At 65.2% G+C, this 15,550-nt stretch carries 11 protein-coding genes, 2 pseudogenes and 1 other annotated feature; of the genes and pseudogenes, 5 read left to right on the top strand and 8 right to left on the bottom strand.

Features of this window, described 5'->3' with window-relative positions; all coding sequences use genetic code 11:
- Positions 1-24 precede the first annotated feature (24 nt).
- Positions 25-1,233 (bottom strand): ABC transporter substrate-binding protein, encoded by a 1,209-nt coding sequence (locus QR78_RS00910; protein WP_048425596.1) that lies wholly within the window; start codon positions 1,231-1,233, stop codon positions 25-27.
- A 703-nt stretch (positions 1,234-1,936) separates the two neighbouring features.
- Between QR78_RS00910 and QR78_RS00905 the strand changes: the two genes are divergently transcribed.
- Positions 1,937-2,536, top strand: a complete 600-nt coding sequence (locus QR78_RS00905) for a glutathione S-transferase (RefSeq protein ID WP_048425595.1) — start codon at positions 1,937-1,939, stop codon at positions 2,534-2,536.
- A gap of 77 nt (positions 2,537-2,613) precedes the next feature.
- Here the strand turns inward: QR78_RS00905 and QR78_RS00900 are convergent, their stop codons facing one another.
- From QR78_RS00900 to QR78_RS00870, 7 genes are all read right to left on the bottom strand, one after another.
- The gene (locus tag QR78_RS00900; RefSeq protein ID WP_048425594.1) at positions 2,614-3,516 is read right to left on the bottom strand and encodes a LysR family transcriptional regulator; all 903 of its coding nucleotides are present in this window, start codon (positions 3,514-3,516) and stop codon (positions 2,614-2,616) included.
- Positions 3,517-3,960: 444 nt separating this feature from the next.
- Positions 3,961-5,154 carry a homocitrate synthase/isopropylmalate synthase family protein gene (locus QR78_RS00895; protein WP_158004001.1) on the bottom strand — a complete coding sequence of 398 codons (1,194 nt, stop codon included), beginning with the start codon at positions 5,152-5,154 and terminating at the stop codon, positions 3,961-3,963.
- Between the two features lie 349 nt (positions 5,155-5,503).
- Positions 5,504-6,727, bottom strand: coding sequence for an alpha-hydroxy acid oxidase (locus QR78_RS00890; RefSeq protein ID WP_244276375.1), 1,224 nt, complete (start codon positions 6,725-6,727; stop codon positions 5,504-5,506).
- A gap of 532 nt (positions 6,728-7,259) precedes the next feature.
- Positions 7,260-8,246, bottom strand: a complete 987-nt coding sequence (locus tag QR78_RS00885) for an SMP-30/gluconolactonase/LRE family protein (protein WP_082171689.1) — start codon at positions 8,244-8,246, stop codon at positions 7,260-7,262.
- A gap of 179 nt (positions 8,247-8,425) precedes the next feature.
- A complete protein-coding gene (locus QR78_RS00880; RefSeq protein ID WP_048425592.1) occupies positions 8,426-9,214 on the bottom strand; it encodes an SDR family NAD(P)-dependent oxidoreductase in 789 nt (262 codons plus the stop codon).
- Between the two features lie 58 nt (positions 9,215-9,272).
- Entirely contained in the window at positions 9,273-10,160 is an 888-nt protein-coding gene (locus tag QR78_RS00875; protein WP_125940027.1) for an SDR family NAD(P)-dependent oxidoreductase, read from the bottom strand.
- A 244-nt stretch (positions 10,161-10,404) separates the two neighbouring features.
- On the bottom strand, positions 10,405-11,331 hold the full coding sequence (locus QR78_RS00870; protein ID WP_244276376.1) for a TauD/TfdA dioxygenase family protein: 927 nt from the start codon (positions 11,329-11,331) through the stop codon (positions 10,405-10,407).
- A gap of 478 nt (positions 11,332-11,809) precedes the next feature.
- Between QR78_RS00870 and QR78_RS32310 the strand changes: the two are divergent.
- The 4 genes and pseudogenes from QR78_RS32310 to QR78_RS00850 all read left to right on the top strand — a co-directional run bounded on the left by QR78_RS32310 (position 11,810) and on the right by QR78_RS00850 (position 15,446).
- Positions 11,810-13,018: pseudogene (locus tag QR78_RS32310) on the top strand (IS3 family transposase).
- Positions 12,037-12,153: a sequence feature (AL1L pseudoknot), on the top strand. It overlaps the preceding pseudogene by 117 nt.
- 39 nt (positions 13,019-13,057) lie before the next feature.
- Positions 13,058-13,258, top strand: a pseudogene (locus tag QR78_RS00855) (transposase); the annotation flags it as partial.
- Between the two features lie 473 nt (positions 13,259-13,731).
- Positions 13,732-14,316 carry a hypothetical protein gene (locus QR78_RS33750; protein WP_125901010.1) on the top strand — a complete coding sequence of 195 codons (585 nt, stop codon included), beginning with the start codon at positions 13,732-13,734 and terminating at the stop codon, positions 14,314-14,316.
- Between the two features lie 392 nt (positions 14,317-14,708).
- A complete protein-coding gene (locus QR78_RS00850) occupies positions 14,709-15,446 on the top strand; it encodes an aspartyl/asparaginyl beta-hydroxylase domain-containing protein (protein WP_089504145.1) in 738 nt (245 codons plus the stop codon).
- Positions 15,447-15,550 lie beyond the last annotated feature (104 nt).

The following is a 15,550-nucleotide window of genomic DNA, read 5'->3' as shown; positions in this document are numbered from 1 at the left end:
CACGATCGCCGGTTTCGCGCGGGATCAACTGCGCAGCAGCGTGCATTCACTCTCGCCCGCGGGCCGGAACGAATTCTGGGCATCGATGATGGTGGTCTGCTGCAAAAGATCGAACGGCCCTCTGGATTCCGAGGGTTTCTTTGCCTGATAGATGTACATCGGGCACATCAGCCTGCCGTCGGAGCGGATGGGCGAGCTGTCGTTGTTCATGTCCACGACGGGATGGCTGCGCATCCAACCATTGACCGCGGCCGTATCGGTCGTGCCAGCCGCCTTGACCCCCTTCAGATAATGAAGGGCGGCACTGTAGACGCCCGCATGCAGCATCGTCGGCGGCTTCGATTTCTTCTTCATGAAGCGCTCGGTCCATGCCCGCGTCGCATCGGTCCGGTCCCAGTAGAACGGAGATGCGATCTTGAGGTTCTGCGCCAGGGGCAGTCCGATCGACCCGATATCGACATCCATCATGATCAGGGCGGCGAGCGTCAATCCCTGCTGGATCAGGCCGAACTCATTCGCTTGCTTGATCGTGTTCTGCGTATCGACGGCGGCATTTGCAAGGCCGATGACTTGCGCGCCCGATGTCTGTGCTTGAAGGATGACCGACGAGAAGTCCATCGTCCCCAGCGGGTGCCGCACGCTTCCGAGCACCTTGCCGCCGGCCTCCTTGACGAAGCGCGTGGCGTCCCGCTCCAGGGCATGGCCGAACGCGTAGTCCGCGGTGATGAAGAACCAGGTCGATCCGCCGGCCTTCGTCAGGGCCGTGCCGAGGCTGCGCGCCTGCGCGAAGGTGTCGAAGCTGAACTGCATGCCGTAGGGCGCGCAGAACTTGTTAGTCAGATCCGACGTTCCGGATCCGGCGGCGATGAAGAACTTGTTCTTTTCCCGGCACACGTGCTGAATGGCAAGGCCGCATGCCGACGATGCGCCATCGAGAATGATGTCGACGCCATCCTGATCGATCCATTGCCTGGCGACCGCCGAGGCGACGTCCGGCTTGTTCTGGTGATCGCCCTGCAGGACCTCGATCGCGCGGCCGGCGACCGTACCGCCGATGTCCTCGACGGCGAGCCGCGCCGCGACGACGCTCCCGACGCCGCCGATATCCGCGAAGGGCCCGCCGGGATCGTTGAGGACGCCGATCCGGATCGGGCGTTCGGCGCCGTATGACACCCCTACCGGCAACGCCGAGGCCAAGCCCGACGCGATCAGCGACCTGCGTGAGATGAGCATGTCCGATCCCCTTGCATTCTCGTGGTGAGATGTGATCGCGGTTGCGCCGACCGGTCGACCCGCCTCGGGCGAACATCGCTGTTTCTGCAATCGAAACACGCTGCGGGCAGCCTGATCTGCTACGATCCGTGTCGCGGCGCACCGAGATGCGGCGCCGTGCAGGTTTGGACGTGGAATACCGAAACAGAGTTCAACCGTTATTCAGGTCTTGCCGCATCGATGAGGGTTCCACGACCTGACGGGCAGACTGCGCCCACAAGCGACGTTCGCGCGCGGCGAGCCGGATCGATTCTTGCCCTGATCGATCCTTGCCCTGAATGATGATCCAGCAAGGCGGCGGAGGCGGGTACCGTGTGTCCGGCGCGAGATGGCACTGTTTTGACAAGCATCGAGGGTATGAGTCTCGTGCTCGCGACGCAGCGTGAGATGCCGGAGCCCGATGTCGGGCATGGTGCGGTGGATCTCGTTGAATCGAGCCGTCAGGGATGTCGCCGTCGATGAGGGTTCGGCGACGAGCCGATCCGACACCGACCAAGGCGCCTGTCGCGGTGCGGGGGCGGCGCGGGCGATTGCGGATGTCCGGAGCCGGTCTGCGAGAGGGTCTGCTCCATCGGCGCGTTCCGGCAGGGCAGCGTCGCTCTTGCTCCTGCGCGCCGGGCTGCCGACGCTTGGACCGACCTTGCCCGCCGGAAAGGGACCAGCGATGAAGATCTACCATTCCCCCAACTCGCCGTTCGTCAGGAAGGTGATGGTCGTGGCCCACGAGCTCGATCTCGCCGGACGGATCGAGCGGCTGCCGAGCGCGGTCGGCCCGGTCCGGCGCGACGCCACGGTCCGGCGGGACAACCCGCTCGGCCAGGTTCCGACCTTCATCGCCGATGACGGCGCCGTGCTGTACGATAGCCGGGTGATCTGCGAGTACCTCGATGCTCTCGGCGGCGGGAGCTTCTTTGGGTCGGGCGCGGCGCGCTGGCGCAACCTGACCGACGCGGCCCTCGGCGACGGTCTGCTGGGTGCCGCGTTGCTCGCCCGGTACGAGGCGATGTTGCGGCCCGAGACCCTGCGCTGGGCCGACTGGAGCCGCGGTCAGCTCGAGAAGGTGGTGGATGTCGTCGACCGTGTCGAGGAGATGGAGCTCGGCGCACGCCTCGACATCGGGACGGTGACCGTCGCCTGCGGCCTCGGCTACCTCGATTTCCGATTCCCGGATCTGGATTGGCGCGCCGGGCGCCCGCGCGCGACGGCGTGGTATGCCGGCTTCGCGCAGCGTCCCTCCATGATGGCGACCGCACCGGCCGGATGACGTCCGGCCCGACGGGACATGGTCGCAAGTCACCATGATCCCCAACGGCGAGAGGCGGGCGGGCAGGTGCCCGGGATCTAGCGGTTCTGCCAATCTGCCCGATCACGCAGCCACGCCGTGAGGTAGCCCAGGAATTCCGATATCCGCTTCGGCTTCATCTGCCGCTCCGGGTAGACGGCGTAGATCGCGACACTCTCCGCCCGGTAATCGGGCAGAACCCGTACGAGGCGGCCGGCCTTGAGATCGTCATGGATCATGTAGGTCGGATGGAGCGAGATGCCGGCGCCGTACAAGGCGGCCTGGCGCAACACCTCGCCGAAGTTCGACGTCAGCGACCCCCGCACTGGAACGGTCATGTCATGATCGTTGAACGACCATGTGCCGGATGACGACTTGATGCTGTGGAGAAGGCACTCGTGCCCGATCAGGTCTTCGGGGCGTCGGGGGTGTCCATGCCGGTCGAGGTAGTCCGCCGAGGCGACGAGAGTTTGCGGAACGTTGATGAGGAGCTTCGCCACCAGACTCGTGTCTTCGAGATTGGGAGCGATCCGGATCGTGAAATCCCACCCCTCGCGGATGAGGTTCACACTCCCGTCATCGGACTCCAAGTCGAATTGCACGTTGGGATTGCCGCGCTGAAACTCGAGCAACGCGCCCACCAGGTGAGCCGCGGCGAAGGAGGGCGGCGCGCCGAGGCGGATCAGGCCGGACAGAGAGGTTTGCTCCTGGCCGATCGATTGCCGCAACCGTTCGGCCCGTTCGACGATCTCGCTCGCCTCGCGCACGTAGATGTCGCCAGCCGCCGTCAGCGAGACGTGATGGGTCGATCGCTTCAGGAGCCTGACGCCAAGCCGCTCCTCCAGGGCCGCGACGATCTTGGTGATGGTGGACCGCGAGACCTTGAGCTGCTTGGCGGCCAGGGTGAAGCTTTGGCTGCGCGCTACCCGCACCACGACTTCCATCTCGCGCAACTGGTCCATCGTTCACCGCGTCGTTCGTCATGGCTGACGATGTCGTAGCCCGACGGCCACCTTATCGTGGGCTCCGGTCCGGCCGTCCAGCACGGCCGCGGGCAGGTCACGCGGCGCCATCCCTCGCGATTCGCTCGCATCCGACCGGACCGATGGTCGACGATGTCGATCTGCGTTGCCCATCATCAGGCGCCGCGCGCCGGTGGCGGGCGTGAATCGACATGCGCATTGAGTCATACCTCCGCGCCTTCCAACGACCTCGTTCGAAGGCGCGGAGGCAAGCCCGAATGGGCGCCGGCGCCGATGCGCGGACGCCTTGGCATCGATAGGTCGATGCCAAGGTGCGAGGGTATGAAAGGATGACGATCATCCGTCGGGTCGGCGATCCCCGTCCGCCGCGCGGAGGTCACACCGGACGATCGTCCTCGCTGCCCCCACCCACGGCGACCGCGATCAGGCATGGGCGAGCGCGCGGAACTCGTCATCCGTCAGCGCCCGCCCGTTCTTGACGGCGAGCGCCTTGACCTCGTCCAGCAGGGGCTGGAAGCGTGCTTCGTCGACGTCCAATCCGAGCTGCGCCACTTTGTGGCCGATCGAGACGAGCCCGCTTTTCTTCCCGAGCAGGATCTCGCGCCTCTGGCCGACGATGCCGGGCTGATAGGCCTCCGCCGTGAACGGGTCCTTGAGGACGCCGGCCACGACCATGCCGGCCTCGTGGCGGAAGGCGTTCTCGCCGACGACGGCCTTGTTGACCGGCACGGGGATCGCGCTGAGCGCGGAGACGAGAGTCGAGACCTCCGTCAGCCGGGCAAGGTCGACGCCGGTCCGTACGCCGTAGAGAACCTCCAGCGCGAGCAGGACCTCTTCGGTCGATGCGTTGCCGCAGCGTTCGCCGAGCCCGTTGATCGTGCTCGAGACGTAGTCGGCGCCGTCCGCGACGCTCGCCAGGGTATTGGCGCAGGCCAGGCCGAAATCGTTGTGGCAGTGGATCTCCAGGGGCAGGTCCGGCGCGGCCTCGCGGATCTGCCGGGTCACGAAGCCGATCGCCGCCGGCAGGGCGCAGCCGGTCGTGTCCACGATCCGCAGCCGGTCGACCGTGCCGGCCCGCGCGACCTCCGAGGCGACCCGGCGCAGGAACGGCAGATCGGCGCGCGTCGTGTCGTAGGGGCTGAACACGACGTAGAGGCCCTTGCTGCGGGCATACTCCGCCAGCGCCAGCGCGCGGGCGAGATAATCGTCGTCGCCAATGCCTTTGAGCTTGTGCCGGCGCTCGATCGGGCTGATCGGAAAGCTCAACCGGACGCCCCAGACACCCAGGGCATGGGCCTGATCGATGTCCTGCTCGAGGCCACGACACAGGACGCTGATCTTGGCCGTCATGTTCAGGCCGACCATCTCGGCGATCGCGTCGCGATCCTCCTGGCTGCTGGCGACGGTGCCGGCTTCGATCTCGTAGATGCCGATCTCGTCGAGCGCCTTGGCGATCCTGATCTTCGCCACCCGGTCGAAGACGATTCCTGCCTGCTGCTCGCCGTCCCGCAGCGTGCAATCGGCGATCCGGATCTCGCGGTTGGGGACCGCGACGGTGCCGGCGAACGCGGCATTGAACGGGCTCGGCCACATGCCGTTCACAGGTTCATTCACCATGGTGCCATCTCCTTGGGTCGCGTCCGGCTCTCGGCTCGGACGAAGCATTCCGGCATTCCGTCGGATCGGCGGGGCGTGCCGCCGGGGGTGCCTGGGCGACAGCGTCATGGGGGGCGGATCTCGCCCGTCGCCGTCCGGGGTCGGCTGACGCCGTCGTCGCGGGCATCCCGCGCCGTTATACCAACGGCCCAAGATGCTGACGCATCGGGCCGTTGAACCATCTCGAATTTTCGACACCAAGCCAGAGGCTTGGCGAAAATTCGAGAACGGAACCAAAGGTCGTTTTCAACGACCGTTGGTATTACCCGCGCGGGGCATCGTCCGGCAGGAGGCGGCACGCCATCCGGTCTCACGGCACATCCGTGGGGACGAGCAGGTCGCGGCCGATCTCGGAGACGCGGGCGGTGCCGCACAACTGCATGCAGCGGCGGAACTCGTCCCTCAGGATCGACAACGCCCGGGCCGCACCGTCCTGGCCGCCGGCCGCCGTGCCAAACAGGGTCGCGCGCCCGACCAGAACGGCGTTCGCCCCGAGCGCCAGGGCCTTGACCATGTCGCTGCCGCGCCGGATGCCGCCATCAACGAAAACCTCGGCGCGGCCGGCGACCGCCCGGGCGACCGCCGGCAGGGCGTCCAGCGTCGCGACGGCACCGTCGAGCTGGCGCCCGCCATGGTTGGACACGACGACCGCGTCGCAGCCGAGCGCGACGAGCCGCTCGGCCTCCTCCGGCCGTGCGATGCCCTTGACGATGAGCTTGCGCGGCCAGGCGTCGCGAATGCGGCTGAGGTCGTCCCACGAGAACGACGCATCGTAGTTGCGGCCGACGGAGGAGGCCACCGTCCCGACGTCGTTCGAGGCCGAGAACCCACGCAGGTTCTCGAGTTGCGGCGTCCCCCCGCGCACCATGCTCAACGCCCAGCGCGGATGCAGGGCGAAGTCGGTCACGTTGCGCGCCGTATACTTGAATGGAATGGAAAAATCGTTCCGGAAGTCACGCTCCCGATTGCCACCGACCGGGAAGTCGACGGTGATCACGAGCCCGTCATACCCGGCCTTCGCCGCACGGGCGATCAACCCGTCGCTGAAATCCCGTTGCTTGAAGATGTAGCATTGGAACCAGATCGCGCCGCTCGCTCGCGCGGCAATGTCCTCGATCGAGACGCTCGCGCTCGTCGACAGCGCGAACGGGATTCCGAGGTCGTGGGCCGCCGCCGCGATGGCGAGGTCGCCACGGGGCCACAGGAATCCCGATGCGCCGGTGGGGCCGGCGATCAGCGGCAGCGCCGCGGGCCGACCGAGGATCGTCGTCGAGAGGTCGGGGGCGGCGACGTCCGCCAGCGTCTTCGGCAGGAAGCTGTGACGGCGGTAGGCGGCGCGGTTGCCCAACAGCGTCGCCTCGTCCTCGGCGCCACCATCGATGAAATCGAACACGGACCGGGGCAGGCGCCTGCGCGCGGCATTCCGCAGATCGTCGATGGAGCGGCTCCGCTCCAGGAAGCGACGGCAAACCCATGATGGCGCCGGCGGCATCGCAACCGTCTCGGCCTCGTCGGTCTCGTCGTGCCGCTGCATGGAATGCACCTCCGGCAAGCGGCCATCCGCAGCTGTGCCGCATGCTGTCCCGGACGGGCCCGGCTGCGCCCGTCGGAAGCGAATGAATGATACCGCCGCGCCGTCGAACGAACTTGCTCGAAGGCGCTGGCCAAGCCCGACTGGGCGCCGGCGCCGATGTGCCGGACGCCTTGGCATCGATGTGTCGGTGCCAAGGTGAGACGGTAGGAGTGGATCGAACGCGATCATCCCGAGATCTCGCCGCGGGAAATGACGGAAGGCGGCGGAACGGGAGATGCTGGGTTTTGTCTCGGCTTCGTCTGGCGATCAGCCCACCACTGATTGATAGCGGCCGCGGCCCGGCGCCTCAACGATCACGGCCCCGTTCGAAGGAAACAGGATGTTTCCGTTTCCAGTCGCCGACCGCGGATCGGATACACGCCGGCACGCTCGGGTCGTTCCGGGCTCCCCTGCGCGGTCCGGAACGACGCCGCGGCCCGTCGTCGGGCCGCGCGACCTCGGATCGACGTCGATTCCCGGCAGCGGCCCGCGATCAGGATTGGAAGTTGAGCCTCAGGCCCGGCTGCGTCCACTCGGTCCTGATCAGCTTGCCCGTCCAGGACTGGGTGACGAACGCCGTTCTCATATCCTGTCCGCCGAAGCAGATATTCGTCGTGTGCGGATCGGGGAAGCGGACCTGTTCGCGCACGTCGCCCCGGGGCGAGAGGACCGTGATGCAGCCCGTCACCAGCGTCGCCACGCAGATGTTTCCTGCCGCGTCGACGGCCAGACTGTCGAAGCGCTGAAAGCCGTCGAGGCCGGCCACGAGCCGGCCGCCATTCAGCGAGGGCAGGGGGCCCATCTCGACCTTGCCCGGCTCGAGAACGGGATAGGCCCAGAGCCGGCAGGTTTCCGTCTCGGCGACGTAGAGCGTGCGCCCGTCGGGCGACAGGCCGATGCCGTTGGGATTCGCGATCGGATGGATCACCTCGACGATCCGGCTTCCGTCGCAGCGGGCGTAGAAGACGGCCCCGATGTCGCGCACCCGGTCGACGGTCTTACCGAAGTCGGTGAAGTAGAACCCCCCGTCGGCGTCGAAGACGAGGTCGTTGGGGCCCCGCAGCGGGACGTCGCCGCAATGCGTGTACAAGGTCTCGGCGGTACCGGTGCCGAGATCGACCCTCTGGATCGAGCCCGTGGTGTAGTCGGCAGGAAGCCCGTGGCCGGCCCGCAGGAACTCGCCGTCCTGCCGGAAGTTCAGGCCGCCGTTGTTGCACACGTAGAGGCCGCCATCCGGCCCCAGGGCCAGACCGTTGGGCCCGCCTCCGACCGTCGCCACCAGGGCAATCGTGCCATCCGGATCGACGCGTTTGATGGTCCCTCCGGCGATTTCTGCGACCAGAACGGACCCATCCGCGAGCGCCACCGGCCCCTCGGGAAACCGCAATCCTTCCGCAATCACCTTCACGGGATGTCCTCCACAGGTTGCTTCTTGGAATTGTCGCTTGTCGATTTGCCGTATGCCCTCGCGCCTTGGCATCGACACATCGACACATTGATGCCGAGGCGTCCGGCACATCGGCGCCGGCGCCCGTTCGGGCTTAGCCACCGCCTTCGAACGAGTTCGTTCGACGGCGCGGCGGTAGGAGGGACGATGATCGTGCCGTGTTCATCCGGATCGGCGGCGGGCGCGACGATCCTCGCGATCCTCGACCGGCGTCAAACGGGGTGGCGAAGGCCGCCATAGGTGCTCCAGGACGGCGCCAGCAGCCAGCCGCAATCGACCGGGATGTTGATGCCGGTGATCGCGGACGACCGGTTCGACAGCAGGAACGACACCGCGTCCGCGATCTCGGACGGCTGGACGACGCGGCCGAGGGCGCTGGTCCCCGTCATGTGTTCGAGGGCGCGTTCGCCCGTCTCGACGCGCTGGCGGACGCGCTCGGTGAAGGTGTATCCGGGCGAGACCGTGTTGACCCGGACGCCGGACGGCCCCCACTCGGCGGCCAGGCATTCGCCCGTGGCGATCACCGCAGCCTTCGCGGGACCATAGGCGTGGAGCGGCACCGATCGCATGCCGGTGATCGATGCGATGTTGACGATGCTGCCGCGCCGCCGGGCCGCCATGTGACGGCCGAACGCCACGCAGCTCAGATAGGTCCCGCGCTGGTCGACGGCGATCACCCGATCGTACTCGGCGAGCGGGAGGTGTTCGGGAGGCAGCGGCTTCTGCACGATGCCGGCGGAGTTGACGAGGCCTTCGATCGGCCCGAGTTCGGGATCCCGGTGCTCCAGCGCATCGGCCAGGGCGGAGAGCGCGTCGGCATCGGTGACGTCGACAACGTGATGCGGCGCTCCGAGCCGGCTCGCGCGCTCGGCCAGTCGCTCGCCGTCGATGTCGACCATGACGACGTTCCAGCCCTCCCGGCGAAGCGTCTCGCAGCAGGCGAGGCCGATCCCGTCGGCGGCCCCGGTCACCACGACCCTGCGCGCCTGGTTGGTCCTCATGTGGCGATCTCCCGGTGGATCGAGGGTCCGCGCGGCCACGAAGGCCCCGCAAGCCGGCTCAGCCGACGAACGCCGCCGACGTGCCGGCATCGACGGGCAGCAGCACGCCGTTGACGTAGTCGGATTCGGGCGCGAGCAGGAAGCGGATGACCGAGACGATGTCGCCCGGTTCGGCGATGCGCCCGATCGGTGACAATCCCGACGGCTTGTAGCCGCTGCCGTCCTTCGCCGCGGAGCGGATCATCGGCGTGTCGACGGTCGCCGGGGCGACCGCGTTGACGCGGATCCCCAGCGCGGCCAGCTCGACCGCCAGCACCTTGGTCAGTTGCGCCAGCGCCGCCTTGGACGCCGCATAGGCGCCGCCGTCGATCTTCGGCCGGATCGCCGCGATCGACGCGACCATCACGATCCGCCCGGACGTCGCCTCGTCCCCGGATCGCGTCAGGAGATCCGTCGCCGCCTTGGCGCACAGCCAGGCCCCGCGCGTGTTGACCCCGAAGACGAGATCGAAATCGGCCACCGACATCTCGACGAGGCGCCCGGTGCGCAGCACGCCGGCGGAGCAGACGAGCCCATCCAGGCGATCCACCCTGCGGGCGACGGTCGCGAATGCCTCCGCGACTTGCGCTTCGGCGAGGAGGTCGCAGCGGATCGTCACCATTTCGCCCGCGCCGCCGGCGATCGCCGAGACCGCGTCCAGGTCCCGGTCGAGGGCGAAGACCAGATGCCCTGCGGCCAGCAGTTCCTCGCAGCATCGCAACCCGATCCCGGAATTCGCGCCGGTGACGACGATTGCTTGTCTGTTCATAGTCGATCCGATCCGTTGCGGGCGGAACCCTCGGCATCGCGAGCGGCCCCCGATCGCGTGCCCCCGGCCGGGCCGCTTGCCGCGCCATCGCCCTTCGCCAGCCGTCGTCCGGTGCAGAGATGGCATGATCTCTCGCACGGCCGAAACGGTCGGTCGTCCCGATCGACGGCCCGCCCGGGGGCCATCGCCGCTCTCTCCGCCTGCCGGCTGCACATGGTTCTGCACCCCGATCGACACGACAGGTCACGGCGTGCCGCCGATCATGCGGCAGGCGGAGCCCGCCGTGAGTGTTTCTCGCAACACTCCCGACCGCCGTCGTCGGCCGCCCGAATGTGCGCCGGACGCCTTGCCATCGACGTGTCGATGCCAAGGCGCGAGGGTATCAAGCAGCGGCTCGCGCGAGGATCTCGTCCGCCATGACCTGGCAGCGCTTGATCAGGCGATGCTCGTCCGGGCCGTAATCCGCCACTGCGTTGTGCAGCGTTCCGAAATTGTCCCACATCAGGACGTCGTGCTCCGTCCACAGATGCTTGTAGCGGTACTTGTCCTGGAGCTGGTGCCGGAACAGGAAGTCGAGGATTTCATCGCTCTCGGCTTTGTCCATCCCGTCGATCTGCACCGCGTAGCCGGGATTGGCATACAGGACCAGGCGGCCGGTGATCGGATGCGTGAGAAAGATCGGCTGGGACACCGGCGGCTTCTGGCGCCGCTGCTCCTCGGTGAGGGGAGGGCGCTTGCTGCCCTTCTCCTGACGCATCTTCTCCCAGAACTTGTTGAAATCGTGGGTGGCGGTGCGCCCGGCGAGCTTCGTCTTCAGGTCGTCGGGGAGGTCGTCGTAGGCTTGGTGCATGTTGGCGAATTCGGTGCAGCCGAGCGGCTGCCCGTCCCGGCGCGGGATCTTGATGCCGTACAGCACGTTCGCGAAGGCGACGGTCTTGCTGTACGACATGTCGGTATGCCAATCCTGGCCGGCATCCGCGAGACCGAGCGGCTTGCCGTTCTCGACGATGTTGGACAGGATCATGACTTCAGGATGCCCGGGCTCCTGATAGGCATTCGCGACATTGACCTCCAGCGTCCCGAAGCGCGACGCGAACCCCTTCAGGCTCGCGGCCTCCAGCGATTGCCGCGGAAAGCTGACGACGCCATACCGACCGAGAGCCTGCACGATGGCCTCCCTGTCGTCCGCGCCGAGTGGCCGCGACAGGTCGACATCTTCGATGCGCGCACCGAGAGCCTGGCCGCTAGGGACGATATTCATGCTTTCCTCTCCGCCTTTTCTGAAAGGTACGAGCAGATCCGTATCCAAGATCGTGTGTATATCATTCCTGATCTGACGGGCAGATCGATCGAAATCACCACGGTGTTTCCGTTAGCGAAACGCACGTGGCGACCGACCGTCGGTCGTCTTCGCCGCCGGCCTGAGCGCGCCCCGCCGCGCGATCGTCGGGCCTGCGACAGCCGTGTCGTCGGCGTGGCCCGGTCCGTCGCGGAGGCCACGCGATCAGGCGAATGGCACAGCCGATCCGCCAGCTCGCCGTTTCCGAGCAAGTCCGAGCCAAGCCGGAACGCGCGCAGGAACTCGAGGCCCCGCGCGAGGGAGCGGTTCTGAGGCTGGGACCGATCCGCCCTCGTCGACATCCCATCACCCCGTTCGCCAAGGCCCAAGACCGAGGGGCTGCTGAACCGCCCCGGGTTTCCTGGATGCTCCAACTTCTGAGAGGATGGAGCCATGACGAAGCGAACAGCCCCGTTTTCCCATTAAGGTGCGTCAGCGTGCGGTGCGGATGGTGCGCGACCACGAGGGCGAGCACGGCTCGCAGTGGTCTGCGATCCAGTCGATCGCGGCCAAGATCGGCTGCTCGGGCGAGACGCTGAGGAACTGGGTGCGCCAGTCCGAGCGTGATCAAGGTGTGCGACCCGGTCAGGCGACGGACGAACGCGAGCGGATCAAGGCGCTCGAGCGGGAGAACCGTGAGCTGCGCCAGGCCAACGAGATCCTGCGCAAGGCGTCGGTGTATTTTGCTTTTGTCGAGCTCGACCGCCGGTCGCGGCCATGATCAGCTTCATCGATGATCATCGAGCCGCCTACGGGGTCGAGCCGATCTGCAGGGTATTGCCGATCGCCCCGTCAACCGACTACGTGCATGCCGCCCGACGTGCCGATCCGGACAAGCAACCGGTTCGAGCTCGCAGCGATGCTGCGTTGATGATCGAGATCCAGCGCGTGTTCGAGACCAACTTCTGCGTCTACGGCGTGCGGAAGATCTGGCGGCAACTGGCCCGGGAGGGGGTCGTGACTGCGCGCTGCACGGTGGCGCGGCTGATGCGCCGATTGGGCTTGGCGGGGGTGGTGCGGGGCAGGACCGTGCGCACCACGATCCCCGACCCGGCCGCAGCTTGCCCCCTCGACCGCGTCAACCGTCAGTTCAAGGCTCCCCGGCCGAACGCCCTGTGGGTCAGCGACTTCACCTACGTGGCGACGTGGTCGGGCGTCGTCTATGTGGCCTTCGTCATCGATGTGTTTGCCCGGCGCATCCCCCGGGTCCGGCTTCGCCGGCCCGAGGACAGGCTCTGGCTGGCGGGCCTCACGCAGTGCTCGTGCAAACTTCGTTCTAAATGCTCTGGAGCAGGCCCTGCACGAGCGCCGTCCCGTCCAGGGCAGCGGTCTGGTTCACCACTCGGACCGCGGCTCGCAATACTTGGCTCTACGGTACACAGAGCGCCTGGTCGGTGCGGGCATCGAGCCGTCGGTCGGCAGCGTCGGCGTCAGCTACGACAACGCCTTGGCGGAAACGATCAACGCCCTGTTCAAGGCGGAGGTCATCCACCGGCGCGGCCCATGGCGCTCCTTCGAGGCGGTCGAGTACGCCACCCTGGAGTGGGTCGACTGGTACAACCACCGTCGCCTCCTCGGGCCCATCGGCAACGTCCCTCCCGCCGAGGCCGAAGCGCGCTATCATGCCCACGTCGGCGGCCAAGCCATGGCCGCCTGACCCAAGACAATCAGCCTCCGACGAACCCGGAGCGGTTCAATCAGCGTGGTCATTCCCGGCACCCGCGCCCGCAAGCGCAAGATCCGCCTCGACAAGCGACGGTATCGGGATCGCTGGCGGGTCGAGGCGGTCTTCTGCCGCCTCGAGGACTTCCGCCGCATCGCCACGCGCTACGACAAACTCGCCCGCAACTTCGCATCGGCTCTCGCCCTCGCCGCCGTCATTGCGTTCTGGTGCTGATTGAGTCTCAGCCCTAAACGGGGGAGTGTGCGACTTCTCCTTGGCTCAGGTGAGCATTCCGATTTCGCGCCTGCACGATATATTTGTATGAGTTGAATCCTTTCAAGCCCAAATCCAGGCGGTGCGATCGTCTTCGAGCGGCCGTTCGTTCACGCGCTGCGCATTCAAGTTGCTGGGACGCATGAACATCCTTCATCCATAGATCGACAATGCTCCATGGCGTGCGACATATTGTCAATCCAGTGATACGAAATTGCTTTTTCGAGCACATATGCAAATTTTTGCGGGCATAGTATCGAACTATGTACGATGCATATTTCCAAAAATGGAGGGGAAAAATGGTGTGAACTTTTAAAAATGGAAAAATCTCGATCGGTTACAATCGATGCCGCCATGTCATGATAGCCAATCTGACATTTGCCGCTGTCGACTGCCGATTCCGGTCCGTAATCATTTGCAGGAATATCGATACCATGCCTACGTGGAACATTTCCATCCATAGCAACGCCAAGGATAAGACGATCGGATACGAGCAGGCTCTGCGAGAAGTGCGAGATTATGTTAGAACGTCTGGAACGCCAAACCCGACAAACGTCAACATCGTCCAAATATCACAAAATCCGCAAGTCACAACATCTCTGCAAATGCAAAATACAAATTTCCAGGTTGTTTCCATCAATAATCAAGTAATCACTTATAATTATGCCAATCCATTGCCGGTTTTTTTGGCAACGGATATTATGCAGTCTTTTCCTGTCGGAGCCGTTGCAGCATCGGCAGCCCAGAAAACAAAACTCTTGTACATGTTTCCAGAGGCCGCTCGCAGCAGCGTGATCGAGTCGGCAATCAAGACCGTTATCGCAGGAAGCGATGTCGATCTAAATGTACTTTCCCCATTGGTCAACGCATATGGCCACACTGCCAATTTGGCCCAAGTCAACGTCAATCATCCGCAGCGTCCCCTTACCGCGCTTGATTATCGAAATTATGCCGCAACGCTGCCTGTAGGTACGCCTGATCGCCAAAGAATCATCGACGCCGTCACTCAATTTGGCTGAGGGCAAAGCTCGAATCATGCCGACGGCCGAGAGGAAACGACATCGGTATGGGCCGCGAGGTGCGGCAAGCACCTGTGTTCCGACCGATGCCGGGAGCGTGGGCTTGAGACGAGCGGCCGGCGTCGCGGATGCCGGTGGATCGTGAACGGGTCGGGCATGAGGCCGTCTGGCGGGGGCAGCCGTCCTGGATGTGCACGCCGCGCCGTCGAACGGCGTTGGGGTCGAGGGCGTGCACGCCGACGGTCCTCTCCAGCGCGTACCCGGCCGTACACGCCACGCGGGCGACTGAGCGACGTTGATTTCCGCAATACGCCGAGATCGTAACTCGGTCAGTGGCATCGGTGGTTTCTCGGTGATATCTTCAAGTGCATCAAAACATGCGAGAGTTGATTATGACCATTCCACCGATCATCCGCGGTATTTGGAAAAATATGGCCTTATACAATTTTTCGATGATTTTCAATCCATTTTTTGATTTATTCATCGGCGGGCAGCGGCGGCCGGCATTTTTTGATATCGACAAGACTTTTCCAGCGTTGCGTCTGATCGATCAACATTACACGGAAATTCGCACCGAACTCGAAGCAATTCTGCCCCGGCAGGATCTCATGCCGCGTTACCATGAATTGGATACGGATCTGATCTACGCGTCCGGACGCTTCAACCGCGACAAACGATGGAACGTGTTCATGCTGTATTGCTACGGTGCGAAGCCGGAGCGGAACCGGACTCTGTGTCCGCGTACCGTCGCGGTGCTCGACAGGATCCCGAACCTGAGCCAAGCGTTCTTCTCGATCCTCGATCCGGGAAAGTCGATCCCGGCGCATTCCGGCCCGACGCGGACCTACATCCGTTACCATCTCGGCCTCAAGGTACCCGAGAACAAGCCGCCACAAATTCGCGTCAAGGACACGCTCTACACTTGGAAAGAAGGCGAGAGCGTGCTGTTCGATGACAGCTGGAACCACGAAATCCTGAACGAAAGCGACGGACTGCGGGCTGTCCTCATCGTCGACGTGCTTCGGCCTCTGCCGTTTCCGGCGCATCAGTTCAACCTGCTGCTGCAGGGTCTCGGTCGCATCTTCTACGGACCTCGCGTCCTCAAGGCCGCCGACAAGTTCCATCTCTAGAACATCCGAGGAAGCACAGCACGATCAGAGATCCGGAGCGTCATCCGGTTGCCGCGCGATCGGATGACGCCACGGAACGTCCCCTTCGACGGAAATGACGGCCG

Origin of the sequence: Methylobacterium indicum, from assembly GCF_001043895.1 — a bacterium.
Taxonomy (GTDB): domain Bacteria; phylum Pseudomonadota; class Alphaproteobacteria; order Rhizobiales; family Beijerinckiaceae; genus Methylobacterium; species Methylobacterium indicum.
This window is presented reverse-complemented; position numbering and strand designations above follow the sequence as displayed.